The organism is Streptomyces huiliensis (assembly GCF_020037025.1).
Lineage (GTDB): Bacteria > Actinomycetota > Actinomycetes > Streptomycetales > Streptomycetaceae > Streptomyces > Streptomyces huiliensis.
In genome coordinates this window covers 80,640-104,927 of record NZ_JAIQLH010000013.1, presented here as the reverse complement: position 1 = coordinate 104,927, position 24,288 = coordinate 80,640, and the positions used below count along the sequence as shown (strand labels likewise).

General features: G+C 72.0%; 20 protein-coding genes and 1 pseudogene. 14 read left to right on the top strand and 7 right to left on the bottom strand.

Going from position 1 to position 24,288, the window contains the following annotated elements:
* The first annotated feature begins 135 nt into the window (after positions 1-135).
* A complete protein-coding gene (locus tag JNW98_RS03835) occupies positions 136-759 on the top strand; it encodes a DUF6542 domain-containing protein (protein ID WP_223766623.1) in 624 nt (207 codons plus the stop codon).
* On the opposite strand, the gene ppgK is transcribed toward JNW98_RS03835, so the two are convergent.
* Together ppgK and JNW98_RS03825 are read right to left on the bottom strand one after the other, a co-directional pair.
* Positions 656-1,420, bottom strand: a complete 765-nt coding sequence (gene ppgK, locus JNW98_RS03830; protein ID WP_223766622.1) for a polyphosphate--glucose phosphotransferase — start codon at positions 1,418-1,420, stop codon at positions 656-658. The genes JNW98_RS03835 and ppgK overlap by 104 nt on opposite strands.
* Positions 1,421-1,450: 30 nt before the next feature.
* A complete protein-coding gene (locus tag JNW98_RS03825; RefSeq protein ID WP_223766621.1) occupies positions 1,451-2,473 on the bottom strand; it encodes a 4-hydroxy-3-methylbut-2-enyl diphosphate reductase in 1,023 nt (340 codons plus the stop codon).
* A gap of 160 nt (positions 2,474-2,633) precedes the next feature.
* On the opposite strand from JNW98_RS03825, the gene JNW98_RS03820 reads away from it, so the two are divergent.
* The 4 genes from JNW98_RS03820 to JNW98_RS03805 all read left to right on the top strand — a co-directional run bounded on the left by JNW98_RS03820 (position 2,634) and on the right by JNW98_RS03805 (position 6,502).
* Positions 2,634-4,001: an APC family permease gene (locus tag JNW98_RS03820; RefSeq protein ID WP_223766620.1), complete on the top strand. Its 1,368-nt coding sequence runs from the start codon at positions 2,634-2,636 to the stop codon at positions 3,999-4,001.
* Between the two features lie 244 nt (positions 4,002-4,245).
* Positions 4,246-5,463 carry an exodeoxyribonuclease VII large subunit gene (xseA, locus tag JNW98_RS03815; protein WP_223766619.1) on the top strand — a complete coding sequence of 406 codons (1,218 nt, stop codon included), beginning with the start codon at positions 4,246-4,248 and terminating at the stop codon, positions 5,461-5,463.
* 40 nt (positions 5,464-5,503) lie between these two features.
* Positions 5,504-5,761 (top strand): exodeoxyribonuclease VII small subunit, encoded by a 258-nt coding sequence (locus tag JNW98_RS03810; protein ID WP_223766618.1) that lies wholly within the window; start codon positions 5,504-5,506, stop codon positions 5,759-5,761.
* A gap of 150 nt (positions 5,762-5,911) precedes the next feature.
* Positions 5,912-6,502: a malonic semialdehyde reductase gene (locus JNW98_RS03805; protein WP_223766617.1), complete on the top strand. Its 591-nt coding sequence runs from the start codon at positions 5,912-5,914 to the stop codon at positions 6,500-6,502.
* A 76-nt stretch (positions 6,503-6,578) separates the two neighbouring features.
* Here JNW98_RS03805 and JNW98_RS03800 read toward each other — a convergent pair whose 3' ends face one another.
* Positions 6,579-7,151 carry a DUF4245 domain-containing protein gene (locus tag JNW98_RS03800; protein ID WP_223766616.1) on the bottom strand — a complete coding sequence of 191 codons (573 nt, stop codon included), beginning with the start codon at positions 7,149-7,151 and terminating at the stop codon, positions 6,579-6,581.
* A gap of 211 nt (positions 7,152-7,362) precedes the next feature.
* Between JNW98_RS03800 and glpX the strand changes: the two genes are divergently transcribed.
* Entirely contained in the window at positions 7,363-8,394 is a 1,032-nt protein-coding gene (glpX, locus tag JNW98_RS03795; protein WP_185941802.1) for a class II fructose-bisphosphatase, read from the top strand.
* A gap of 158 nt (positions 8,395-8,552) precedes the next feature.
* On the opposite strand, the gene JNW98_RS03790 is transcribed toward glpX, so the two are convergent.
* On the bottom strand, positions 8,553-8,858 hold the full coding sequence (locus JNW98_RS03790; RefSeq protein WP_004941922.1) for a WhiB family transcriptional regulator: 306 nt from the start codon (positions 8,856-8,858) through the stop codon (positions 8,553-8,555).
* 265 nt (positions 8,859-9,123) lie between these two features.
* Entirely contained in the window at positions 9,124-9,735 is a 612-nt protein-coding gene (locus tag JNW98_RS03785) for a DUF1707 SHOCT-like domain-containing protein (protein WP_223766633.1), read from the bottom strand.
* A 391-nt stretch (positions 9,736-10,126) separates the two neighbouring features.
* On the opposite strand from JNW98_RS03785, the gene JNW98_RS03780 reads away from it, so the two are divergent.
* Positions 10,127-11,812, top strand: a complete 1,686-nt coding sequence (locus JNW98_RS03780; protein WP_223766615.1) for a fumarate hydratase — start codon at positions 10,127-10,129, stop codon at positions 11,810-11,812.
* A gap of 192 nt (positions 11,813-12,004) precedes the next feature.
* Here JNW98_RS03780 and JNW98_RS03775 read toward each other — a convergent pair whose 3' ends face one another.
* Positions 12,005-13,531: a ricin-type beta-trefoil lectin domain protein gene (locus JNW98_RS03775; protein ID WP_223766614.1), complete on the bottom strand. Its 1,527-nt coding sequence runs from the start codon at positions 13,529-13,531 to the stop codon at positions 12,005-12,007.
* 108 nt (positions 13,532-13,639) lie between these two features.
* On the opposite strand from JNW98_RS03775, the gene JNW98_RS03770 reads away from it, so the two are divergent.
* The 5 genes and pseudogenes from JNW98_RS03770 to JNW98_RS03750 all read left to right on the top strand — a co-directional run bounded on the left by JNW98_RS03770 (position 13,640) and on the right by JNW98_RS03750 (position 20,379).
* A complete protein-coding gene (locus JNW98_RS03770) occupies positions 13,640-15,034 on the top strand; it encodes a class II fumarate hydratase (RefSeq protein ID WP_223766613.1) in 1,395 nt (464 codons plus the stop codon).
* An 89-nt stretch (positions 15,035-15,123) separates the two neighbouring features.
* A complete protein-coding gene (gene fomD, locus JNW98_RS03765) occupies positions 15,124-15,816 on the top strand; it encodes a cytidylyl-2-hydroxypropylphosphonate hydrolase (RefSeq protein ID WP_223766612.1) in 693 nt (230 codons plus the stop codon).
* Positions 15,817-16,023: 207 nt separating this feature from the next.
* The gene (locus tag JNW98_RS03760) at positions 16,024-16,704 is read left to right on the top strand and encodes a class I SAM-dependent methyltransferase (RefSeq protein WP_223766611.1); all 681 of its coding nucleotides are present in this window, start codon (positions 16,024-16,026) and stop codon (positions 16,702-16,704) included.
* Positions 16,685-18,782: pseudogene (locus JNW98_RS03755) on the top strand (SpoIIE family protein phosphatase). The gene JNW98_RS03760 and the pseudogene JNW98_RS03755 overlap by 20 nt, the downstream one beginning before the upstream one ends.
* Before the next feature lie 133 nt (positions 18,783-18,915).
* Positions 18,916-20,379, top strand: coding sequence for a catalase (locus tag JNW98_RS03750; protein ID WP_223766609.1), 1,464 nt, complete (start codon positions 18,916-18,918; stop codon positions 20,377-20,379).
* 106 nt (positions 20,380-20,485) lie between these two features.
* Here the strand turns inward: JNW98_RS03750 and JNW98_RS03745 are convergent, their stop codons facing one another.
* Positions 20,486-22,804, bottom strand: a complete 2,319-nt coding sequence (locus JNW98_RS03745) for a transglycosylase domain-containing protein (RefSeq protein WP_223766608.1) — start codon at positions 22,802-22,804, stop codon at positions 20,486-20,488.
* A 205-nt stretch (positions 22,805-23,009) separates the two neighbouring features.
* Between JNW98_RS03745 and JNW98_RS03740 the strand changes: the two genes are divergently transcribed.
* Together JNW98_RS03740 and JNW98_RS03735 are read left to right on the top strand one after the other, a co-directional pair.
* Positions 23,010-23,978, top strand: coding sequence for an SPFH domain-containing protein (locus JNW98_RS03740; protein WP_223766607.1), 969 nt, complete (start codon positions 23,010-23,012; stop codon positions 23,976-23,978).
* Positions 23,975-24,241 (top strand): type II toxin-antitoxin system antitoxin, encoded by a 267-nt coding sequence (locus JNW98_RS03735; protein ID WP_223766606.1) that lies wholly within the window; start codon positions 23,975-23,977, stop codon positions 24,239-24,241. Before JNW98_RS03740 ends, JNW98_RS03735 begins: the two co-directional genes overlap by 4 nt.
* The last annotated feature ends 47 nt before the right edge of the window (positions 24,242-24,288 follow it).

Below are 24,288 nucleotides of genomic sequence, written 5' to 3'. Positions count from 1 at the left end.
GTCCACCAGTCTACGGGTCCGCGCCGGGCCACCGGCCGGGGCGGACGGCCGTACGGAGTCGAACGAACGGCCGACGGAGGGTGCGGGGCGTGTCCAAGGCCGGGTTCGCGGCGGTCCGCGACCTAGTTTGGTCGGGTGGAGCAACCCGGCGCACGCATCACTCAGCACAGGATCCGTCGCACGGCCCCGGTGCCCCGCCCGGCCGCCCCGGTGGGGCAGGGCAGAGGGGCGCCGGCCGAGCCGGAACGGGCGGGTCGCACGCCGCCGCCGCTGCTGCGCGCGCTCCGGCGGGACCAGCCGGTCCGGCTGACCGGGCTGGGCAGCGGGCTCCTCGCCGTGCTGGGGATGCTGGTCGCCGGGGTGCTCGTCGCCCGGCTGGCCGCGGGCTCGCCGGCCGCCTACGGCGTGCTCTTCGTCCTCTGCTGCGTCGTCTGCGCGCTCGCGGTGCGGCCGGCGGAGCTGGTGGCCGCGCCGGTGAGCGCGCCCATCGCGTTCGCCGCGGGCGCCCTCCCCGCCACGGCCGCGACCGCCGGCTCCGGCGGGCTCGCGGGCCGGGCGATGGCCCTGGTCGGCTTCCTGTCGCTGCAGGCCGGCTGGCTGTACGGCGGGACGCTGCTCGCCGCGTTGATCGTGCTCGGCCGCCGGGTGCTGCTGGTCAGGCGCCGGCGGCTGGCCCGTGCACAGGCCCGGCGGCGGCCATCGCGGCCCCCACGATCCCCGCGTCGTTCTCCAGCTCAGCGGGAACGATCTCGGCACTGACGCCCTCGATCAGCGGCAGGAACTTCTCCGCCTTGCGGCTGACGCCCCCGCCGACGACGAAGAGCTCGGGCGAGAACAGCGCCTCGACGTGCCGCAGGTACTTCTGCACCCGGCGCGCCCACCGCTGCCAGCTGAGGTCGCCCTCCTCCTTGGCCCGGCTGGAGGCCCGGGTCTCGGCGTCGTGGCCGCCGAGCTCCAGGTGGCCGAGTTCGGTGTTGGGGACGAGCCGGCCGCCGGTGAAGACGGCGCTGCCGATGCCGGTGCCGAAGGTGAGCACGATGACGGTGCCCGTCCGACCCCGGCCGGCGCCGAACGTCATCTCGGCGACGCCGGCCGCGTCCGCGTCGTTCAGCAGCGTCACGGGAGCGCCGATCCGCGCGCCGAGCAGGGCGGCGGCGTCCCGGCCGATCCACGCCTTGTCGACGTTGGCGGCCGTCCTGGTGACGCCGCCGGTGACCACGCCGGGGAAGGTGGCCCCGACCGGGCCGCCGGACCAGCCGAAGTGGTCCAGCACCTCCCGGAAGCGGTCGGCGACCGCGTCCGGGGTCGCGGGGTGCGGGGTGAGCACCTTGTGGCGCTCGGCCGCCAGTGCCCCGCGGGTCAGGTCGACCGGGGCGCCCTTGATGCCCGATCCGCCGATGTCCACACCGAATGCGTCCATGGCGACCACGCTACGGGCGGAAGACCGCCGTCACCCCTCGGTCGCGTTCCCCGCGGTGCCCGCCGGGCCCGCGACGGCCGCGGCGGCCTCCGCGCGCAGGTCGCGGCGGAGTTCCTTGGGGAGGGAGAAGGTGATGGACTCCTCGGCGGCCTTGACGGTCTCGACGTCCTCGTAGCCGCGGGCGGCCAGCCACTCCAGGACGCCCTCGACGAGGATCTCCGGGACGGAGGCGCCGGAGGTGAGGCCGACGGTGGTCACGCCCTCCAGCCAGCTCTCGTCGATCTCCTCGGCGTAGTCGACCAGGTGCGCGGCGCGGGCGCCGGCGCCGAGGGCGACCTCGACCAGGCGGACGGAGTTGGAGGAGTTCTTCGAGCCGACGACGATGACGAGGTCGGCCTCGGCGCCCATCTGCTTCACCGCGGTCTGCCGGTTCTGCGTGGCGTAGCAGATGTCGTCGGACGGCGGGGAGAGCAGGTTCGGGAACTTGTTCTGCAGGGCGCCGACCGTCTCCATCGTCTCGTCAACGGAGAGGGTGGTCTGGGAGAGCCAGACGACCTTGTCCGGGTCGCGGACCTCGACGTTCGCGACGTCGGCGGGGCCGTCGACGAGCTGGATGTGGTCGGGGGCCTCGCCGCTGGTGCCGATGACCTCCTCGTGGCCCTCGTGGCCGATGAGGAGGATGTCGTAGTCCTCGCGCGCGTAGCGGACGGCTTCCTTGTGGACCTTGGTGACCAGCGGGCAGGTCGCGTCGATGGTGGCCAGCTTGCCCTGCTTGGCCTCCTCGTGGACGACCGGGGCGACGCCGTGCGCCGAGAAGATGACGATGTTGCCCTCGGGCACCTCGAACGTCTCGTCGACGAAGATGGCGCCCTTCTTCTCCAGGGTCTTCACCACGTATTTGTTGTGGACGATCTCGTGGCGCACGTAGACCGGCGCGCCGTACTGCTCCAGGGCCTTCTCGACGGCGATCACGGCACGGTCCACGCCCGCGCAGTAGCCACGGGGGGCGGCGAGCAGGACCTTTCGAGCGCTGGTTGCAGTCATGCCGTCCATCGTACGGGCCGTCACCGACAACGGCGGCGCGTCCCTGCGCCCTCCCCCGGGCCGGGCCGAATACTGGCCGGGCGGCCCCGTGCCCCCGTCCCGTCCGCCCGGTTACGTCCGCCCGGTTTCGTCCGCTCCGGCCCGTCCGCTCCGCTGGGAAGGCATCCGTATGTCCGCACCCTCGGCACCTCCCTTCTCCGAGCCCGGTGGCCCGGCCGGGGACGGTCTGCGCCGCACGCTGACCTTCCGGGACCTCGTCGTGTACGGGCTGCTGTTCATCGCCCCGATGGCGCCCGTCGGCGTGTTCGGCACGCTGGTCGCGAAGGCGCACGGGGCGGTGGCCGCGGTGTACCTGGTGGCGACGGTGGCGATGGGGTTCACGGCGTACTCCTACGCCCGGATGGTGCGGGTGGTGCCGCGGGCCGGTTCCGTCTACGCCTACGCGCGCGCGGGACTGGGCGAGGGAGCGGGGTTCGTCGCGGGCTGGATGGCCCTGCTCGACTACCTGCTGATCCCCGCGGTGGCGTACCTGTTCTCGGGCATCGCGATGCACGCGCTCGTACCGGCCGTACACCCGTGGGTGTGGACGGCGGTCGCGGTCGTGGTGACGACCGGCCTCAACCTGTCGGGCGTACGGGTGGCGGCGCTGGCGGGGTTCGTGGTGCTGGTGGTGGAGCTCGCGGTGCTGTGCGTCTTCGTGGCCGCGGCGGCCTGGGCGCTGGCCGCGGACGGCCCGCGGCGCGGCTGGCTCGCGCCGCTGACCGGCGAGGGCGCCTTCGACACGGGGGCCGTGCTGACGGCGGTGTCGGTGGCGGTGCTGTCGTACCTGGGCTTCGACGCGATCGCCGCGTTCGCGGAGGAGGCGGCGGGCGGGCCGGGGCGGGTGGCTCGGGCGGTGCTGACGTGTCTGGTGGTGGCGGGTGTGCTGTTCCTCGTCCAGACGTATCTGGCGGCGCTGCTCGTGCCGCTGTCGGCGGCGGAGCTCGGTGCGGAGCCGGCTCGGCAGGGGGCGGCGTTCTACGACACGGTGGATGCCTCCACGGGGCGGTGGCTGCATGATCTCGTCGCCGCGAGCAAGGCGGGCGGCGCCGCTTTCGCCGCCCTGTCGGGGCAGGCGGCGGCCGGGCGCCTGCTGTTCGCCATGGCTCGGGACCGGCGGCTGCCCGGCGCTCTGGCCGTCGTCGACCGGGGGACGGGGGTGCCGCGGCGGGCGTTGATGGGGGCCGCGATCGTCACGCTGGCCGCGGCGGTGTGGGCGGCTCGGCGGGGGGATGGGCTGGATCGGTTGGTGTCTGTGGTGGATGTGGGGGCGTTGGTGGCTTTTGGGTTGTTGCATCTGTCGGTGATTGGGTGGTTTGCGGGGCGGGGGCGGATCAGGTGCGGTGTTGTGCGGGACGTGCTTGTGCCGCTGGTCGGGTTGGCTGTGGTGGTCGCGGTGCTGGTGCGCGCTGCGGTGGCCGCGCAAGTGGTGGGGGCGGTGTGGTTGGGGGTGGGGGTGGTGGTGCTCGCGGTTCAGGGGGCGCGCGGGGCGCGGTGAGGGTGCCCCTGTCCCGCCCCTTCGCCGTTTCCTGGGGCGCGCCCCAGACCCCGCTTGTCGCGGCTTCGCCGCTCGTCCTCAAACGCCGGACGGGCTGGACGGTGCCTGAGGTGGCACTTTCGGCCCGTCCGGCGTGTGAGGACAACCGCGCGGAGCGCGGTTTCGGGGGTGCGGGGGCCCGCCCCCGCAAGAAACGGTGAAAGGGCGGGACAGGGGCACAACCACCCCCGATACCCTCAACCGCATGGCGCTCACCACCTCCCCCGACGCCCCCCTCCCCGTAGGCCAGGTCTCCCGCCTCATCGGCGGCTGGATCGACCGGCTCGGTGCCGTCTGGGTCGAGGGGCAGATCACGCAGCTGTCGCGGCGGCCGGGGGCGGGGGTGGTGTTCCTGACGCTGCGCGATCCGTCGCACGACATCTCGCTCTCCGTCACCTGCTACCGCGCGGTGTTCGACCGGGTCGCGGACGTCGTGGCCGAGGGTGCGCGGGTCGTGGTGCACGCGAAGCCGGAGTGGTACGCGCCGCGCGGTTCGCTGTCGCTGCGGGCGGCGGAGATCCGGCCGGTGGGGGTCGGGGAGCTGCTGGCGCGGTTGGAGCAGCTGAAGAAATCGTTGGGGCGGGAGGGGCTGTTCGACGCGGAGCGGAAGCGGCCGTTGCCGTTCCTGCCGCAGCTGATCGGCCTCGTCTGCGGCCGGGCGTCGGCCGCCGAGCGGGACGTGCTGGAGAACGCCCGGCACCGATGGCCCGCCGTCCGCTTCGAGGTGCGCAATGTGCCGGTGCAGGGCGTGCACGCCGTGCCCAAGGTGGTGGAGGCGGTCCGGGAACTGGACGCGCTCGACGAGGTGGACGTGATCATCGTCGCGCGCGGCGGCGGCAGCGTAGAGGACCTGCTGCCGTTCTCGGACGAGCAGCTGGTCCGGGCGGTGGCCGCGTGCCGGACGCCGGTGGTGTCGGCGATCGGGCACGAGCCGGACTCCCCGCTCCTCGACCTGGTCGCCGACTTGCGGGCCTCGACGCCGACCGACGCCGCCAAGCGCGTCGTCCCGGACGTCGGCGAGGAGCTGGCGCGCGTCGGGCAGCTCGGCGGCCGGGCGCTGCGGGCGGTGACCTCGCTGCTGGACCGGGAGGAGCGCGGGCTGGCCGCCGTACGGGCGCGGCCGTGCATGGAGCGTCCGCAACGGATGGTGGACGAGCGGGAGGAGCAGGTGGAGGGGCTGCTGGGGCGGGCACGAAGGACGTTCGGGCACCTGCTGGACCGGGCCGACTCCGAGCTGACGCACACGCACGCCCGGGTGGTGGCGCTCTCTCCCGCCGCGACGCTGCGGCGCGGGTACGCCGTCCTCCAGCACGCCGACGGCTCGGTGGTCCGGGCCGCGGACGAGGTGGCGGCGGGCGAGGAGCTGCGGGCACGGGTCGCCGAGGGGGCGTTCACCGTACGCGCCGAGGGGCCGGCGGACTGAGCCCGTCGCGTCCCCGCCGGCAGGCCCTACGCTGGGCGGCATGGCGAACACGGGTGAGTCCGGCACCGGGACCGGCGCGGACGAGGAGCTGAGCGCACTCGGCTACGAGCAGGCGCGGGACGAGCTGATCGAGGTCGTCCGCAGGCTGGAGACCGGCGGTCAGACGCTGGAGGAGTCGCTGGCCCTGTGGGAACGCGGCGAGGCGCTGGCCCGGGTCTGCCGGCACTGGCTGGAGGGGGCGCGGGCGCGGCTGGACGCGGCGCTCTCCGCGCCGGAGGGGGAGTCCGGCGAGGAGTGATCGGGGGGAGGGCGGCCGGGGGGGTGCGCTCTGGCGGGGAAGGGCGACCTCCGACGGTTTAGTTTAATTTTCAGTTGAAAGTTCACACAGTTTGTTTTAGTGTGGACGCGGCCGACCCCGAACACCCCCACAGCAAGGAAGGTCACCCCCATGACTCTCGCCCTGGACACCGCCGCGCAGGACCTGCTCTTCCGCGAGGCCCACACGGCCAACGCGTTCACCGACGAGCCCGTCACCGACGAGCAGATGCAGGCGCTCTACGACCTGGTCAAGTACGCGCCCACCGCGTTCAACCAGTCGCCGCTGCGCATCGTCCTGGTCCGCTCCGAGGAGGCTCGCGAGCGTCTCGTCGCCCACATGTCCGAGGGCAACCAGGCCAAGACCAAGGCCGCGCCGCTGGTCGCGATCCTGGCCGCCGACAACGAGTTCCACGAGGAGCTGCCGGCGCTGTTCCCGCCCTTCCCGCAGGCCAAGGACGTGTTCTTCAGCGAGCGCCCGGTGCGCGAGAAGTCCGCCGAGCTGAACGCCGCGCTGCAGGCCGGCTACTTCATCGTGGGCGTCCGCGCCGCCGGCCTGGCCGCCGGCCCGATGACCGGCTTCGACGCCGCCGGCATCCAGAAGGAGTTCCTGGACGGCGACCACACCCCGCTGCTCGTCGTCAACATCGGCAAGCCGTCGGAGGACGCCTACCGTCCCCGCTCCCCGCGCCTGGCCTACGACCAGGTCGTCTCGGTCGTCTGACGTCGCCGACGCCGCAGCCGTTCAGGGGCCCCTTGTGGGCCCCTTTGGCGTGTCAGGGGCCCGCGAGGGATCCCGGTCAGCTCTTCGGCTTGCCGTCCTGGAGCGGCTTCTGGGCCGGCTTGCCGTTCCGGAGCGCGGCGGCCATCTCCGTGAGCCGGCGTTCGGAAGCGGTCCCGGCGATCACCGTCGTCACCCCGCGCTCCTTGCGCACCAGGGCGTCGTACTTCTCGCCCTCGTACCGCTGCCACTCGGTGTCGCCGATCCGCCGCGTGCCCTTCGTCGGCTCCGCGTGCTGCGTGGAGTCCTCGATGAAGTCCTCCGCCGGGCCGTCGCTCTGCTCGATCTGGACGTACTCGGTGTCCGGGTCGATGAAGCCCAGGTGCCACACCTTGCCCCCGCCGCGCTCCTGGCGGTACCAGACCGAAGTCGCGCGCCAGTCGGCGCCGAGCCCCTCGGGGGCCACCACCGGGTACGGCGCCGCCCGCCGGGCGGAGGCGACCTCCACCTGGTAGGCGACGGTCCGCACCGGATCGCGACCGCTGCCCTCGTGCGGGAGCAGCAGATAGCCCGTGCCCGCCACCGGAATCGTCACCGCCAGCGACAGCAGCATGTTGCGTGCCGTCTTGTTCTTCCCGTTCCTGCCTGCCACGCCCCCATCGTCCCCCATGACCTCGGCGATCATCACGCCGGAGGGGGGCACGGCCGTGTCGCGGCGAGTGGCGGGGCCTTGACGGCGCTCATGCGTGGGGCGCCCTGCTCATTCTCGAAATCAGCGGATAAAGTCATGGACACCCTCACCCTCCTGGCTTACCCGGCAGGAGGGGCCCCACGGCCGACCGCCGTACAGAAAGGTGCGCCCGATGACCGATCACCATCTCCCGTCCCAGCTTGAGGTCAGCCCGGAGGCCCCGGACCGCAACCTCGCCCTGGAGCTGGTCCGGGTGACCGAGGCGGGCGCCATGGCCTCGGGCCGCTGGGTCGGCCGCGGAGACAAGAACGGCGCGGACGGCGCCGCCGTCCGCGCCATGCGCGCGCTCATCCACACCGTGTCGATGAACGGCGTCGTCGTCATCGGCGAGGGCGAGAAGGACAACGCCCCGATGCTCTACAACGGTGAGCGCGTCGGCGACGGGACCGGCCCGGAGTGCGACGTGGCCGTGGACCCGGTGGACGGCACCACGCTGACCGCCAAGGGCATGGCCAACGCCGTCTCCGTGCTCGCCGTCGCCGACCGCGGCTCGATGTTCGACCCGTCGGCCGTCTTCTACATGGACAAGCTGGTCACCGGCCCCGAGGCCGCGGACTACGTGGACATCAACGCCCCGGTGGCCGTGAACATCCGCCGGATCGCGAAGGCGAAGCGCTCCTCCCCCGAGGACGTCACGGTCGTCGTCCTCGACCGGCCGCGCCACGACGGCATCGTCAAGGAGATCCGCGAGGCGGGCGCCCGCATCAAGTTCATCTCCGACGGCGACGTGGCCGGCGCGATCATGGCGGCGCGCGAGGGCACCGGCGTGGACCTGCTGCTGGGCGTCGGCGGTACGCCGGAGGGCATCATCGCCGCCTGTGCCATCAAGTGCCTTGGCGGCACCATCCAGACGAAGCTGTGGCCCAAGGACGACGCCGAGCGGCAGCGGGCGATCGACGCCGGGCACGACCTGGACCGGGTGCTCTGCACCGACGACCTGGTCAGCGGCGACAACGTGTTCTTCGTCGCCACCGGCATCACCGACGGCGAGCTGCTGCGCGGCGTGCGCTACCGCGCGGAGACGGCGACCACGCAGTCGCTGGTCATGCGGTCCAAGTCCGGGACGATCCGGCAGATCGACTCGGTGCACCGGCTGTCGAAGCTCCGGGCGTACAGCGCGATCGACTTCGAGCGCCCCAGCTGATTCGAGGCAGATTCGAGGCTGGCTCGAGGCTGGCTCGAGGCTGATCCGAACGCGGCCCCGGGAAGCGGCTCGCCGCCCGTCCCCGGACGCCGGACGGGCGGGGCCGGCAGGTCGCTCGCGGCCGGCCCGTCCGGCGTCCGGGAACCCCGGGGCGTCCGCTATCCCGCCGCGGCGACCCGGGTGGAGCGCTGGAGCTCCGCGTCCCGGCGCCGGCGGCGGGCCAGGACGACGCGGCGCTCGGCGGCGGTGAGGCCGCCCCACACGCCGTACGGCTCGGGCTGGAGCAGCGCGTGCTCCCGGCACTCGACCATCACGGGGCAGCGCGCGCAGACGCGTTTGGCGGCCTCCTCGCGGGACAGACGCGCTGCCGTCGGCTCCTTCGACGGTGCGAAGAACAGGCCGGCTTCGTCCCGGCGGCACACCGCCTCCGAATGCCAGGGGCCGGCCTGATCCCGCGCGGACATCCGCGGCGACGGTACGGCGGCTTCCTGCAGGGGCTGATGCGGTAGCAGCACGGTCCACTCCTGACGACGGCTTTGCTCGGCCGGTTGAGTCACCCTTGCCGTCTCACCCTGCACGGCCCCTGTCCAACAGTCGCGCCCGCAGCCGTACGAGAGACGATGCACCAAGCTTTACCCGCTGTGCGCGTGCTTATTCACACCGTTGCCATGACCGGAATCCCGTGCGTCACCCTCGTCCCGCCCGGGCCGTGGCGGCGAGCCGGCGCGGTCAGCCGGCCGCGCGGAGGTCCTTGACCCGCTTGCCCGGCCGCGCCTTGGCCGCGACACCGCCGAACAGCGCCCAGCCGGTCACCACGACCTCGGGGGCGCCCTCGTCGGGCGACTCGTAGCCGTCGACGTCGAACCCGCCGAAGACGCCGGTGCCGGTGCAGCGCAGCGAGACGTTCTCCGGGACCTTGATGTCGACGCCGCCGAAGAGGGCCCAGCTGTTGACGACCACCGTCCGCCGCTCGAAGAACGCCTCGGTGAGGTCGATCTCCACCCCGCCGAAGAGCGCGAACGCGTTCAGCCTGCCGCCCGCGCGCCAGCGGCCCCGGCGGGTCGCGCCGCCGAACACGGCTATCAGGTTCTCGGCGGGGGCGGCCGGGGCGTACGCGTCAGCCGGCGCCGGGCGGTGGCCGGCGGCGGGCCGGGCGGCGCCGGCCGGCAGGTCCCGGACCAGCGGCTCCAGCTCGCCGACCGTACGGGCCCGGTACACGGCGTCCACGCGCTCGGCGTGCTCGTCCGGGGTGAGCCGGCCCTCGGCCAGCGCCTCGCGGAGGATGTCCGCGATCCGGTCGCGGTCCGCGTCGGACGCGCGCAGGGCCGGCTCGGCGGCCACGGCCGGCTTCGCGGGCGCCGCAGCCTTCGCGGGCGCCGCAGCCTTCGCGGGCGCCGCAGCCTTCGCGGGCGCCGCAGCCTTCGCGGGCGCCGCAGCCTTCGCGGGCTCGCCAGACTCCGCGGGCTCGGCAGGCACGGCCGGCTCCGCGGCGGGCGTCTTGGTCAGGGGCACTCGGCGCTTCTCCAGCGATGACTCGTCCACGGACACCAGCCTAGCCATTCGCGATAGATCGCGACAGGGGTTCCCGCGCGGCAGCACCCGGCGGCCCGGCCGGGTGAGGGCAACCTCACCGGCCCGCCGCCCGTCCGGCGGCCTACCCTGAGAGACGCCGCGGGTCCCCCCGGACCCGTCCGGCACACCCAACCCGCAGAGTGAGTGAGGAATCGCCGCGATGTCAGACCGGTCAGTCCCCCCGGGGTTCGCCTACACGGATCTGCTGCCCCTGGGCGAGGACGAGACGCCGTACCGACTGATCACCTCCGAGGGCGTGTCGACGTTCGAGGCGGACGGACGCACGTTCCTCAAGGTGGAGCCCGAGGCACTGCGCCGGCTCGCGGAAGAGGCGATCCACGACATCCAGCACTACCTGCGCCCCGCGCACCTCGCCCAGCTGCGGAAGATCGTCGACGACCCCGAGGCGTCGTCCAACGACAAGTTCGTCGCCCTGGACCTGCTGAAGAACGCCAACATCGCCGCCGCGGGCGTGCTCCCGATGTGCCAGGACACCGGCACGGCGATCGTCATGGGCAAGCGCGGCCAGAACGTGCTCACCGGCGGCCGGGACGAGGAGGCGCTCTCCCTCGGCGTCTTCGACGCCTACACCAAGCTCAACCTGCGGTACTCGCAGATGGCGCCGCTCACCATGTGGGAGGAGAAGAACACCGGCTCCAACCTCCCGGCGCAGATCGAGCTGTACGCGACGGACGGCGGCGCGTACAAGTTCCTCTTCATGGCCAAGGGCGGCGGCTCGGCCAACAAGTCCTTCCTCTACCAGGAGACGAAGGCCGTGCTCAACGAGGCGAGCATGATGAAGTTCCTGGAGGAGAAGATCCGTTCGCTGGGTACGGCCGCGTGCCCGCCGTACCACCTCGCGATCGTGGTCGGCGGCACCAGCGCCGAGTACGCGCTGAAGACCGCCAAGTACGCCTCCGCGCACTACCTCGACGAGCTGCCGGAGGAGGGCTCTCCGCTCGGTCACGGCTTCCGTGACAAGGAGCTGGAGGAGAAGGTCTTCGAGCTGACGCAGAAGATCGGCATCGGCGCGCAGTTCGGCGGCAAGTACTTCTGCCACGACGTGCGCGTGGTGCGGCTGCCGCGGCACGGCGCGTCCTGCCCGGTGGCCATCGCCGTGTCCTGCTCGGCCGACCGCCAGGCCGTCGCGAAGATCACCGCCGAGGGCGTCTTCCTGGAGCAGCTGGAGACGGACCCGGCGCGGTTCCTGCCGGACACCACCGACGAGCAGCTGGACGAGTCGTCCGACGTGGTGCGGATCGACCTCAACCGGCCCATGGACGAGATCCTCGCCGAGCTGGCGAAGTACCCGGTCAAGACGCGGCTTTCGCTGACCGGGCCGCTGGTCGTGGCGCGGGACATCGCGCACGCGAAGATCAAGGAGCGGTTGGACGCGGGTGAGGAGATGCCGCAGTACCTGCGGGATCACCCGGTCTACTACGCGGGGCCGGCGAAGACGCCCGAGGGGTACGCCTCGGGCTCCTTCGGGCCGACCACGGCCGGACGGATGGACTCGTACGTCGAGCAGTTCCAGGCGGCGGGTGGGTCGAAGGTGATGCTCGCCAAGGGGAACCGGTCGAAGCAGGTCACCGATGCGTGTGCCGCTCATGGCGGGTTCTACCTCGGGTCCATTGGCGGGCCTGCGGCCCGGCTCGCTCAGGACTGCATCAAGAAGGTCGAGGTCGTCGAGTACGAGGAGCTTGGCATGGAGGCGGTCTGGCGGATCGAGGTGGAGGACTTCCCGGCGTTCATCGTCGTCGACGACAAGGGGAATGACTTCTTCCAGGATCCGGCGCCTTCGTCTCCGACATTCACGTCGATCCCGGTGCGGGGGCCGGGGCTGTAGTTGGGGTTGCCCCTGTCCCGCCCCTTCGCCGTTTCCTGGGGCTGCGCCCCAGACCCCCTTGATCGCGGCTTCGCCGCTCGTCCTCAAACGCCGGACGGGCTGATATAGCCTGACCGGCGTTTGAGGACTGGGGGTGCCCCCTCTGGGGGAGCCCGAAGGGCGCTTCTGGGGTGCGGGGGCTCACCCCCGCCGTCAGGCGAAGCTCTGGCTCCGCGAGCCGTCGCAGCGCTGGAGCCGTACCGGGTCCTTCGCCGACGCGAGCGTCAGGCAGAGGTCGGGAGCGGCCGCGGGGCGGATCGACGCGCCGGAGCGCGTGAAGCGCTGGTTGTCGCCGCCGTGGCAGTTCCAGAGGGCGACGGCCGTGCCGGCCGCGTACTTGCCGCCGGGGACGTCGACGCAGCGGTCGTGGGAGAGGGCGGTGCGCAGGGAGCCGCGGGTGGCGTCGTACGTCCACTCCTGGTTGCGGTTGCCGGTGCAGTCCCAGCCGCCGACGGCCGTCCCGTTGCGCGACGAGGCCCCGTAGGCGTCGACGCACGTGTTGGTCGCGGCGTTGCGCAGCGGGCGGTACGCGTCGTCCCAGGAGCCCCCGTAGAGCTCGGGCTTTCCGGTGCTCGCGGGGTCGGCGCAGCCGGCCTCGCGGCGGTCGGAGGTGTAGAAGGCGCTCAGGCAGGCGGCGAAGGCGGCGTGGCCGCGGGCGTTGGGATGGAAGGACTGGCGGACGGAGTTGGAGTCCGGCGGGAACGGGTTGGAGAGGTCGACGTAGAGGCCGCGGGCCCAGGCGTCGTCCATGCAGACCTCGTGGCCGTGGAAGAGGCGCGAGTTGTCCAGGAAGTGGGCGCCGCTCTCGCGGGCGGCACGGCGCATGCCGCGTTCGAAGGCGGGGACGGCGGAGTTGCGGCCCCAGGCGGCGTCCGAGGTGTGGCCGACGCAGCCGCCCGGGAGCTTGCCGGGGTAGTCCGGGTTGTCCTCGAAGTCGGGGCCGATGGGGCTCGGGTAGCCCATGACGACGAGCTTGTAGTCGCCGTCCGCGTAGCCCGCGCCGCGCATCACCGTGCGCAGGTCGCGGACGGTCTGCTCGACCTTGGGGACCAGGCCGTCGACGCGGGCCTGCCAGCCGGGGGCGTACTTCGGCTCGCAGGTGCCCTGGAGGGTGAGGTAGCGGGTGACGCAGTCGGTCATGACCGGGCCGAACTGGAGGTCGTCGTTGGCGCCTGCGACGAGCAGGACGAGCTTGACTCGGGTGTTGCGGGCCTTGACGGCGAGGTTGTCGCTCTGCACGAGCTCGTCCGCGTACTGCTTGCTGCCGCCGATGCGGATGTTGGCGGTGGTGGCGCCGGAGCAGGCGACGTTGTAGGTGACGTCGGCGGGGATCGAGGTGCGGTGGATGGCGGCCTCGGGCGAACGGTGGCACCAGTTGTCCGGGCCGCTGGTGCCGGGCTCGTAGGTGCCGACGCCCTCGCCGGAGATCTCGCTGTCGCCCAGGGACAGCAGCGAGGTCTTGCGTTCGGTGAGCGGGCGTTCGGTGGCGTCGCCGTAGAGCTTGACGGCCTCCGCCGCTCGGATCTTCTCCAGCTCGGGTGGGAGTGGAGTGGCGGCCGTGGTGCGCGTGGCGGCGTGGGTGGTACTGGCGGTGGCCGTGGTTCCGGTCAGACCGCCGAACGCGGCCGCGAAGGCCGCGACAGCCGCGAGGGAACAGCGCAGGGTGGGTCTGCGTGTCATGAAGCCTCCCCGATTTCTGTTGTTACCCGCGGTATTTACTGGCTGGTAGTGGCCTTCGGGAACACGCTGAACCGGACAAACGCTGTACTCCACAGGAGGTAAGTGACGATGACCGCGAGTGATCAGTACCGGATCGAGCACGACTCGATGGGCGAGGTGCGCGTCCCCGCCCACGCCAAGTGGCGGGCGCAGACCCAGCGGGCCGTGGAGAACTTCCCGGTCAGCGGGCAGCGGCTGGAGCGGGCGCACATCGAGGCGCTGGCCCGGATCAAGGCGGCCGCCGCCAAGGTCAACGCCGAGCTGGGAGTGGTCGACAAGGAGGTGGCGGAGGCGATCGCCGAGGCCGCGGCCGAGGTCGCCGAGGGCCGCTGGGACGAGCACTTCCCGGTCGACGTCTTCCAGACGGGGTCCGGCACCTCGTCCAACATGAACACCAACGAGGTCCTCGCCACCCTGGCGACCGAGCGGCTGGGCCGCGACGTGCACCCCAACGACCACGTCAACGCCAGCCAGTCGTCCAACGACGTGTTCCCGTCCTCGATCCACATCGCCGCGACGGCCGCCGTCACCCGGGAGCTGATCCCGGCGCTGGAGCACCTGGCCGCGGCGCTGGAGCGGAAGGCCGAGGAGTTCGCCGAGGTCGTCAAGTCGGGCCGGACGCACCTGATGGACGCCACGCCGGTGACGCTCGGCCAGGAGTTCGGCGGGTACGCGGCGCAGGTCCGGTACGGCGTCGAACGGCTGCGCGCCTCCCTGCCGCGGCTGGCCGAACTGCCGCTCGGCGGAACGGCGGTGGGGACGGGCATCAACACCCCGGCCGGCTTCTCCGCGGCCGTCATCGCCGAGGTCGCGCGGGCCACCGGGCTGCCGCTCACCGAGGCCCGCGACCACTTCGAGGCACAGGGCGCGCGCGACGGGCTGGTGGAGACCAGCGGGCAGCTGCGGACCATCGCCGTCGGCCTCACGAAGATCGCCAACGACCTGCGCTGGATGTCCTCCGGGCCGCGCACCGGTCTGGCCGAGATCAGCCTTCCCGACCTCCAGCCGGGCTCCTCGATCATGCCGGGCAAGGTCAACCCGGTGATCCCGGAGGCCGTGCTGATGGTCGCCGCCCAGGTGATCGGCAACGACGCGACGGTGGCGACGGCGGGCGCGGCGGGCAATTTCGAGCTCAACGTGATGCTGCCGGTGATGGCCAAGAACCTGCTGGAGTCGGTGCGGCTGCTCGGCAACGCGGCGCGGCTGCTGGCCGACCGGACGGTCGACGGGATCACGGCCAACGTGGAGCGGGCGCGGGAGTACGCGGAGTCGTCCCCCTCGGTGGTCACGCCACTGAACCGCTACATCGGCTACGAGGAGGCGGCGAAGGTCGCCAAGAAGTCGCTGGCCGAACGGAAGACGATTCGTCAGGTGGTGCTCGACGAGGGGTACGTCGAGCGTGGCCTGCTGACCATGGAGCAGTTGGACGAGGCCCTGGACGTGCTGCGGATGACGCGGCCGTAGGGACCGGCCGTGGCACGGGAGGCGAACGGCCGTTGCCCGTGCGGTACACATCACGGCACGGGCCCGGCCCCGCCCCCTAAGATCTGCGCATGGCAGCGGAGACAGCGGACACCAGGACCACGGCAGGCTCCGCGGGCGGATTCTGGGCCCCCGGCGACCGGATCCTCTGGCGGTACCGCGCCAACGCCGAGGATCGCGTGCACATCTGCCGGCCCGTGACCGTCGTCCAGGACACCGCGGACCTGCTCGCCGTCTGGGTGGCGCCCGGGACGGCGTGCGTCCGTCCCGTGCTCACCGACGGCAGACTCCCGTACCAGGAGCCCCTCGCGACCCGGTACTCCAAGCCGCGCACCACCAGTGTCGCCCCTTGGGCCGGCACGGGCGTGCTCAAGCTGGCCCGGCCCGGCGAGCCGTGGTCGGTCTGGCTCTTCTGGGACCTCGACTGGAGGTTCAGGAACTGGTACGTGAATCTTGAGGAACCGCTCGCGCGCTGGGCCGGCGGGGTCGACTCCGAGGACCACTTCCTGGACATCGCCGTCTACCCGGACCGCAGTTGGGAGTGGAAGGACGAGGACGAGTTCGCGCAGGCGCAGCGGGCGGGCCTGATGACAGCCGCCCGGGCCGAGGAGGTGCGGGCCGCCGGGCACACGGCGGTCGAGCGGATCGAGGCGTGGGACGCCCCGTTCGCCTCCGGCTGGGAGCACTGGCGGCCCGACCCCGCGTGGCCGGTGCCGGCGCTCCCGGAGGACTGGGGGCGCACTCCGGCGCCCCTGCGGGCGTGAAGCGCTTGCCGTGGCCCCGAGGGGCAACCGTAGGATCGTCCTCCGCGCCCCCGTGCGCGCTGCCGACCGGCAACGCACCTGGCGCGACAGGCGAAGTGACGTGTAGTCAGAAGCCGACGACCAGCAGGAATGCAGCGACCAGATCGACCGGCAGGAATGCAGCGACCAGTCGGAACCACCGACAGAGGCAGGCGGAAGGGCGGAGCGGTGAGCGGTGACCACATCCGGCGGGCCTACGACGGCTATGCCCCCGCGGGCCTGGACCGCAGCGGGCAAGCCGAGGCGTTCGACGCCATCGGCGACCGGTACGACGAGGCGTTCCCGCACAAGGAGGGCCAGCTGGCCTCCGGCGCCTGGCTCGCGGAGTCGCTGCCGGCCGGCTCCAGGATCCTCGACGTCGGCTGCGGCACCGGCCTCCCGACGGCCCGGCAGCTGGCGGAGGCCGGGCACCGGGTGGTGGGCGTCGACCTCTCGGCCGGGATGCTCGACCTGGCCCGCGGCCACGTCCCCGGAGCCGAGTTCCACCAGGCCGACCTGGCCGACCTGAAGGACGGGCGGCTGGGCACCTTCGACGGTGTCGCCGCCTTCTTCGCCCTGCTGATGCTGCCGCGTCCGGAGATCCCGCACGCGCTGCTGATGCTGCACGGACTGCTGAGACCCGGGGGGCTGATGGCTCTCTCGATGGTGGAGGCGGACGTGGACGACTATGCGATACCGTTCCTCGGTAACACGATTCGGGTATCGGGTTACCTGCGCGACGAGTTGCGGGAGGTCGTCCGCGAGGCGGGGTTCGAGATCGTCGGGGAGAACTCGCTGGCCTACGCCCCGCTGAGCACGGACGTCCCGCCCGAGATCCAGCTCTTCCTCAATCTGCGACGCGCCGCCTGACCATGGTGCGCCCTGTGCGACCGGGCGTGACGCCCCGACGGATGGAACCCCACGCGTGACGGAGCAGACCGACTCCCACGGAGGACAGCGGAATGCCGCAGTCCGGCATAGCCCCGCGCCGGCGCCCTCACCGGCGGCCGTGCCGCGCCCCCGCACCGGCGGCGCACCCGGTGACGCCCCCGGTGACCGGACCGACGACGGCCTGCCGCTGCCGCGCGGGGCGCGGCCCGTACGGCCCGTCGTGAGCGCCTCCGAGGCGGCCGGACCGCCCGCCGGCGGCACGGGACCCGCGGGCCGGGGCGCACCCGGGCGCCGGCAGCGGGGAGCGGCTGCGCTTCGTCGGCGCCGCCACCCGGCGGATCGCCCGCGGCATCGACCTGGACGAGATCGTGCTGGGCCTCTGCCGGGCCACCGTGCCGACGTTCGCCGACGCCATCCTCGTCTACCTGCGCGACCCGCTGCCGGTCGGCGACGAGCGGCCCGTCGGCCCCGTCGTCCTGCGGCTGCGCCGCACCGACCGGCTCCCCGAGTACGCGCGCGGCCTCGGCACGCCGGACACCGTCTGGCCGCCGGAGGCCCCCGCGGGACCGGAGGCCGGGGCCCGCCCGGCCGGCTCCCCCGGCCTGGGCCTCGAACTCGCCGACGAGGCGGCCGAGCGCTGCGAGGTGCGCATAGGCGGGCCGCTCGCGGAGGTGCTGCGGGGTGTCCGGCCCGTCTTCGGGGACTCCTCGGCCGCGCGGGCGGCCCTGCCCGAACTGCTGGGCGAGGACCGGCACGTACCGCAGCGGCGCCGGACGATCCTCGCGCCGCTGCGCGGGCGCCGCCGGGTGATCGGCGCGGCGGTCTTCATCCGACGCCCCGACCGGGCCGCGTTCGAGGGCGACGACCTGCTGGTGGCCGCGCAGCTGGCCACCCACACCGCGCTCGGCGTGGACAAGGCCGTGCTCTACGGCCGCGAGGTCTACATCGCGGACGAGCTCCAGCGCACCATGCTCCCCGACTCCCTCCCGCAGCCCACCGGTGTCCGGCTCGCCAGCCGCTACCTCCCGGCCGCGGAGACCGCCCGGGTCGGCGGCGACTGGTACGACGCGATCCCGCTGCCCGGCAACCGGATCGCACTGGTCGTCGGCGACGTGATGGGCCACTCCATGACGTCCGCCGCGATCATGGGCCAGCTGCGCACCACCGCGCAGACGCTCGCGGGCCTGGACCTGCCGCCGCAGGAGGTGCTGCACCACCTCGACGAGCAGGCGCAGCGGCTGGGTTCGGACCGGATGGCGACCTGCCTCTACGCGGTCTACGACCCGGTCTCGCACCGCATCGTCATCGCCAACGCGGGCCATCCGCCGCCCATCATGCTGCACCGCGGCGGCCGCGCCGAGGTGCTGCGCGTCCCGCCGGGCGCGCCGATCGGCGTCGGTGGCGTCGACTTCGAGGCCGTGGAGCTGGACGCGCCCGCCGGGGCCACGCTGCTGCTCTACACGGACGGGCTCGTCGAGTCGCGGATCCGGGACGTGTGGACGGGGATAGAGCAGCTGCGCGAGCGGCTCATCGACACCGCCCGCCTCACCGTCCCCAACCCGCCGCCGCTGGAGCCGCTCTGCGACGAGGTGCTGGGCATGCTCGGCCCGGGCGACCGGGACGACGACATCGCCCTGCTCGCCGCCCGCTTCGAGGGCATAGCGCCCAGCGACGTCGCGTACTGGTTCCTCGACCCGCGCCCGCAGACCGCCCGCCAGGCCCGCCGGCTGGCTCGCCGGGCGCTGGAGCGCTGGGGGTTGCCGGAGCTCACCGACGCGGTGGAGCTGCTGGTCAGCGAGGTGATCACCAACGCCGTCCGGTACGCGGAACGGCCGATCACGCTGCGCCTGCTGCGGACGGACGTGCTCCGCTGCGAGGTCGGCGACGACGTGCCGCAGCTGCCGCGGCTGCGGCAGGCGCGCCCGTCGGACGAGGGCGGGCGCGGGCTGTACCTGGTGAACAAGCTGGCCCGGCGGTGGGGAGCGACACGGCTGAGCACGGGGAAGGTGGTGTGGTTCGAGCTGGGGCTGCCCGGTCCGTCCGCCCAGGGGCACTGACCGCACTTTCCGGCCAAGGTCGGACGGGTCCGCAGGCCGTGTTGTCGACACCCTGTCGGCAGGGGTTGACTTGCTCGGTGCGGAGGACGCCAGCGACGGCGTCCCCCTTCGTCCGCGGCAGGAGGCGTCTTCCATGACCGACTCGGCGCACAGCACTCCGTACACGACGAACAACGTCGGCATCCCCGTGGAGAGCGACGAACACTCGCTCACCATCGGCGACACCGGCCCCATTCTTCTCCAGGACCACTACCTGATCGAGAAGATGGCCCAGTTCAACCGGGAACGCGTCCCGGAGCGGGTGGTCCACGCCAAGGGCGGCGGCGCCTACGGCACGTTCCGGGTGACCAACGACGTCAGCCAGTTCACCAAGGCGGCGGTCTTCCAGCCGGGGACGACCACCGAGACACTGGCCCGCTTCTCCACGGTGGCCGGTGAGCAGGGCTCGCCGGACACCTGGCGCGACCCGCGGGGCTTCGCGGTCAAGTTCTACACCGAGCACGGCAACTACGACCTGGTCGGCAACAACACGCCCGTCTTCTTCGTCCGCGACCCGCTGAAGTTCCAGGACTTCATCCGCTCGCAGAAGCGCCGCCCCGACAACGGGCTGCGCGACAACGACATGCAGTGGGACTTCTGGACGCTGTCCCCCGAGTCGGCCCACCAGGTCGCCTGGCTGATGGGCGACCGGGGCGTGCCGCGCACCTGGCGGCACATGAACGGCTACGGCTCGCACACCTACATGTGGGTCAACGGCGGCGGCGAGAAGTTCTGGGTCAAGTACCACTTCAAGACCGACCAGGGCATCGAGTGCCTCACCCAGGAGGAGGCCGACCACCTGGCCGGCGAGGACCCGGACCGGCACCGCCGCGACCTCTGGCAGGCGATCGACGGCGGGGACGCCCCCTCGTGGACCCTGCACGTCCAGGTGATGCCGTTCGACGACGCCCCGGACTACCGCTTCAACCCCTTCGACCTGACGAAGGTGTGGCCGCACGGCGACTACCCGCTGACCGAGGTGGGCCGCCTCACCCTGGATCGGAACCCGGACGACTTCTTCGTCCACATCGAGCAGGCCGCCTTCGAGCCGTCCAACCTGGTCCCCGGCATCGGCCCGTCGCCCGACAAGATGCTCCTCGGCCGGCTCTTCTCCTACCCCGACGCCCACCGCTACCGCGTCGGCCCCAACTACGCCCAGCTGCCGCCCAACCACCCCCGCTCCGGCGTGAACTCCTACGCCAAGGACGGCCCGATGCGCTACGAGCCGTCGCACACGGCTCGCCCGTACGCCCCCAACTCGTACGGCGGCCCGGCCGCCGACACCTCCCGCTTCGGCGAGACCGCCGGCTGGCACGCCTCGGGCGACATGGTCCGCGAGGCGTACCGGCTGCACCGCGAGGACGACGACTGGGGCCAGGCCGGCACCCTCGTCCGCCAGGTCTACGACGACGCGGCCCGCGACCGCCTCGTCGCCACCGTCTCCGGCCACCTGCTGAACGGGGTGAGCGCGCCGGTGCTGAGCCGGGCGCTCCAGTACTGGCGCAACATCGACAAGGCGACCGGGGACCGCATCGCGGCGCGGGTGAACGGGGGCTGAGGGTCCCGGAGGCCGCTTCCGGACATGCGGAAGGGTCCCGGACATGCGGAAGGGCCGCTCCCCTTCAGAGGGGAGCGGCCCTTGCCGCATGGCGTCCGCCGTAGAGCTACGGCAGGTCCAGCCCGTCGTCGCCGCCCGGGCCTCCTTGGCCTCCGGGGCCACCGGGGCCGCCCGGTCCGCCAGTGTCCGGCGGGATGGGACGGTTGGTGCGGGTCGGCTTGGGCGGGACGGTCGGCTTGGGGGGCAAGGTGTGCTTCGTTTCCTTGTCCGTGGGCTTCTTCGTCGCGCTCGGCGAGTTCTTGGCCGGCGGCGTGGTCGGCGCCTTCGTGGTGGGCGGCGGCGTCGTCGGCGGGGCCGTGGTGGCCGGCGGGGCCGTGGTGGCCGGCGGGGCCGTGGTGGCCGGCGGCGGCTCCGCGGTGGCGGCACCGTTCTCGGTGTCCAGGTCGAACTTGGCCGTGGCGTCGTCGCCAAGCGCCTCGGACGTGTACGCGGCCCAGATGTCGGCCGGGAAGCTGCTGCCGCCGACCCGGGGCTCGCCGCCCGCGCCGTACAGCGGCACGTGCGTGCCCTTGTCGCCCTCACCGTAGACCGCGACCACCGTGGTCAGGTCCGGCGTGTAGGCCGTGAACCAGGCGGACTTGTCCTCTTCGGACGTACCCGTCTTGCCCGCCACCTCGTAGCGCGAGCTGCGGACCTTCTTCGCCGTGCCGTCGTCGCTCTCGACCACGCTCTGAAGGACGGCGGTTACGCCGTCGGCGGCGTCGCGGCTGAGGACTTCCTCACGGCCGGACGAGCTGGGCAGGTCGATGTCCTGGCCGTTTCGGCTGATGGACTTGATGATGCTGGGCTCGACGCTCTTGCCGTGGTTGTTCAGGGTCGCGTAGGCGGCCGCCATGTGCAACGGGCTCTGCGACATGGAGCCGAGGGCCATGGCGGGGTGGGCGCCGAAGTCGTTGGCCTTGCCGTTCATGCCGAGGCCGACGGCCGTTTCCTTGACCTTGCTCAGACCGACGTCCACGGCCATCTGCGCGAAGACGGGGTTGATCGACTTCTGCATCCCGAACTCGACGGTGACCGGGCCATAGCTGGTCTGGTCCTCGTTCTCGGGGTTGTAGCCGTTGGCCCCGGGACCCGTGATGACGTGCTTGTTGTCGCCGTTGTAGATGGTGTTGGCGTTGATTGGCTTGCCGTCCTGGGTCTTCGAACCGTTCGTCAAGGCGGCGGCGTAGATGAAGGGCTTGAACGTCGAACCCGGCTGGTAGTCCTCACGGGTGGCGTTGGATATCTGGTGCTTGCCGAATTCCCTGCCGCCATACAAGGCAACGATCTTGCCGGTCTTCGGGTCCACGGAGACCGCGCCCGGCTGGACGGCCTTGTCGACCTTGCGGGCCTTGGGGTCGATCCGGCTCCACAGCTTGTCGTCGACCGCCTTCTCCAGGGCCGCCTGGCGCTTGGGGTCGATGCTCAGCGTGATGGTGTATCCACCGGCGCCGAGGTCCATGTTCTTCTTCTTGAGGATCTCCGCGGCCTGGTCCTGGGCCAGGCGGTAGAGGTACCCGTTCTGCCCCCTGAAGCCGGTGTCCGCCTTCGGCTTCTTCACCGTCGGGAACTTCATGGTCTGGCGCTTGTCCTTGGCCAGCCAGTTCTTCTCGACCATCTTGTCGAGTACGTAGTTCCAACGCTGTTTGGCGAGCTTCTTGCCCGTCTCGGAGCCCGTCACGACGTCGTACTGGCTCGGCGCCTGGAGCAGGGCGGCGAGGTACGCCGACTCTTCGACGGTGAGCTTGTCGAGCTCCTTGTTGAAGTACGCGTGGGAAGCGGCTTGGACACCGTAGGAGTTGCGGCCGAAGTAGCTCGTGTTCAGATAGCCCTCAAGGATCTTCTCCTTGGACATCTTGTTCTTGAGCTTCAGCGAGATGATGAGCTCGGTGACCTTGCGGCTGACGGTCTGACGCTGGTCGAGGTAGTAGTTCTTGACGTACTGCTGGGTGATCGTCGAACCACCCTGCTTCCCCTCGCCCATCACTGTCTTGAGGATGCCGCGCGAGGTACCCATCAGGTCCACGCCCGAGTCGTCCCAGAAGTCCTTGTTCTCCGCCGCGATGACGGCGTTCTGCACGTTCTTCGGGATCTTCGAGAAGTCGACCATCTCGCGGTTGAACTCACCGTCCCGCTTGATGACCTTACCGTCAGGCAACTTGTAGACCGTGGCCTGCGCCTTGGCGGCATGCTTGCCGTCGTCCGGCACGTCCACGTACAAGTACAGCGCCACGAAGGCACCGACGCCCAGGGCTATCAGTCCGAAGAAGTAAGCGAGCAGCTTCTTCCACGTGAAAAAGCGGCGTATGCCGGTCTTTTTGGGCTTTTTGCCCTTGGCGCTGCGGGCACTGCCCTTCTGCGCCCGTCGTGCTTCGGCTCGACCCATCTCTCCCGTAGCTCCACTCTGTCCGCCCCCAACCAGCTCACGAAGCTAACACCGCAAGTGTGACCAAAGGCCCATCGATCAAGGGTTTGGCGCACGTGACATATAGCACCCCCGGAGGACGGAACCCGGGTGCGGCGCGATGCGGGAAACCGTACAGGGCGATAAACTGATATCAGTTTGCTAGACACCAACCGGGGGGACAGCCATGCCCGAAGCACCACTTGACACCACCACCACCGACACCGGCACCACCACGGCGCACGCACCCGAGGTGCCCCGACCGCCCGTGCGCGAGATGCCCGCCAAGGACATCGGCGGCGGACTCGCCCTGCTGCTGGGGCTGCTGGGACTCCTGGCCGGCGTGGGACTGGTCGTCCTCGGCGCCGGGTTCGGGGCGGACGGGAACAAGGGCGCGGCCGGCGCGCTCATCGCGTGCGGCGTGGTCGTCGGCATCGGCGCGATCGTCGCCATGTGCGGGCTGAACACCATCGCCCCCGGTGAGACCCGCGTCGTCCAGCTCTTCGGCCGCTACCGCGGCACGATCCGCACCGAGGGCCTGCGCTGGGTCAACCCGTTCACCAGCCGGGAGAAGGTCTCCACCCGGGTGCGGAACCACGAGACGGCCGTCCTGAAGGTGAACGACGCCTACGGCAACCCCATCGAGCTGGCGGCGGTCGTGGTGTGGCAGGTCGAGGACACCGCGCAGGCGACGTTCGCGGTGGAGGACTTCCAGGAGTTCGTCGCCGTCCAGACCGAGGCGGCCGTCCGGCACATCGCCATCGAGTACCCCTACGACGCCCACGACGAGACCGCACTGTCGCTGCGCGGCAACGCCGAGGAGATCACCGAGAAGCTGGCCGTCGAGCTGCACGCGCGGGTGGCGGCGGCGGGCGTCCGGATCGTCGAGTCGCGGTTCACGCACCTCGCCTACGCTCCGGAGATCGCCTCCGCGATGCTCCAGCGGCAGCAGGCCGGCGCGGTGGTGGCCGCCCGGCAGATGATCGTCGAGGGTGCGGTGGGGATGGTCGAGCAGGCCCTCGCCCGCATCAACGAGCAGGGCATCGTCGAGCTGGACGAGGAGCGGAAGGCGGCCATGGTGAGCAACCTGATGGTGGTGCTGTGCGGGGACCGGGCCGCACAGCCCGTCCTCAACACCGGCACCCTGTACCAGTGACGGACGACCTTCCCCCGCAAGGACGGCCGCGGCAGCGCAAGCAAGTGCTGCTGCGGCTCGACCCGCTGGTCCACGACGCGCTCTCGCGCTGGGCCGCCGAAGAGCTGCGCAGCGCGAACGCGCAGATCGAGTTCCTGCTCCGCAAGGCGCTGTCGGAGGCCGGCCGGCTGCCCCGGAACGTCGGGGCGATCCGCCGGCCCGGCCGCCCGGCCGCGTCGGAGGAGAACGCGGCGGGAAAGCCGGGAACCGAACCCGGCGGTTGAGGCGTCCGTGACAGCGAAGGCGGTGCCAGGCGGTCCGTTCCGACTCT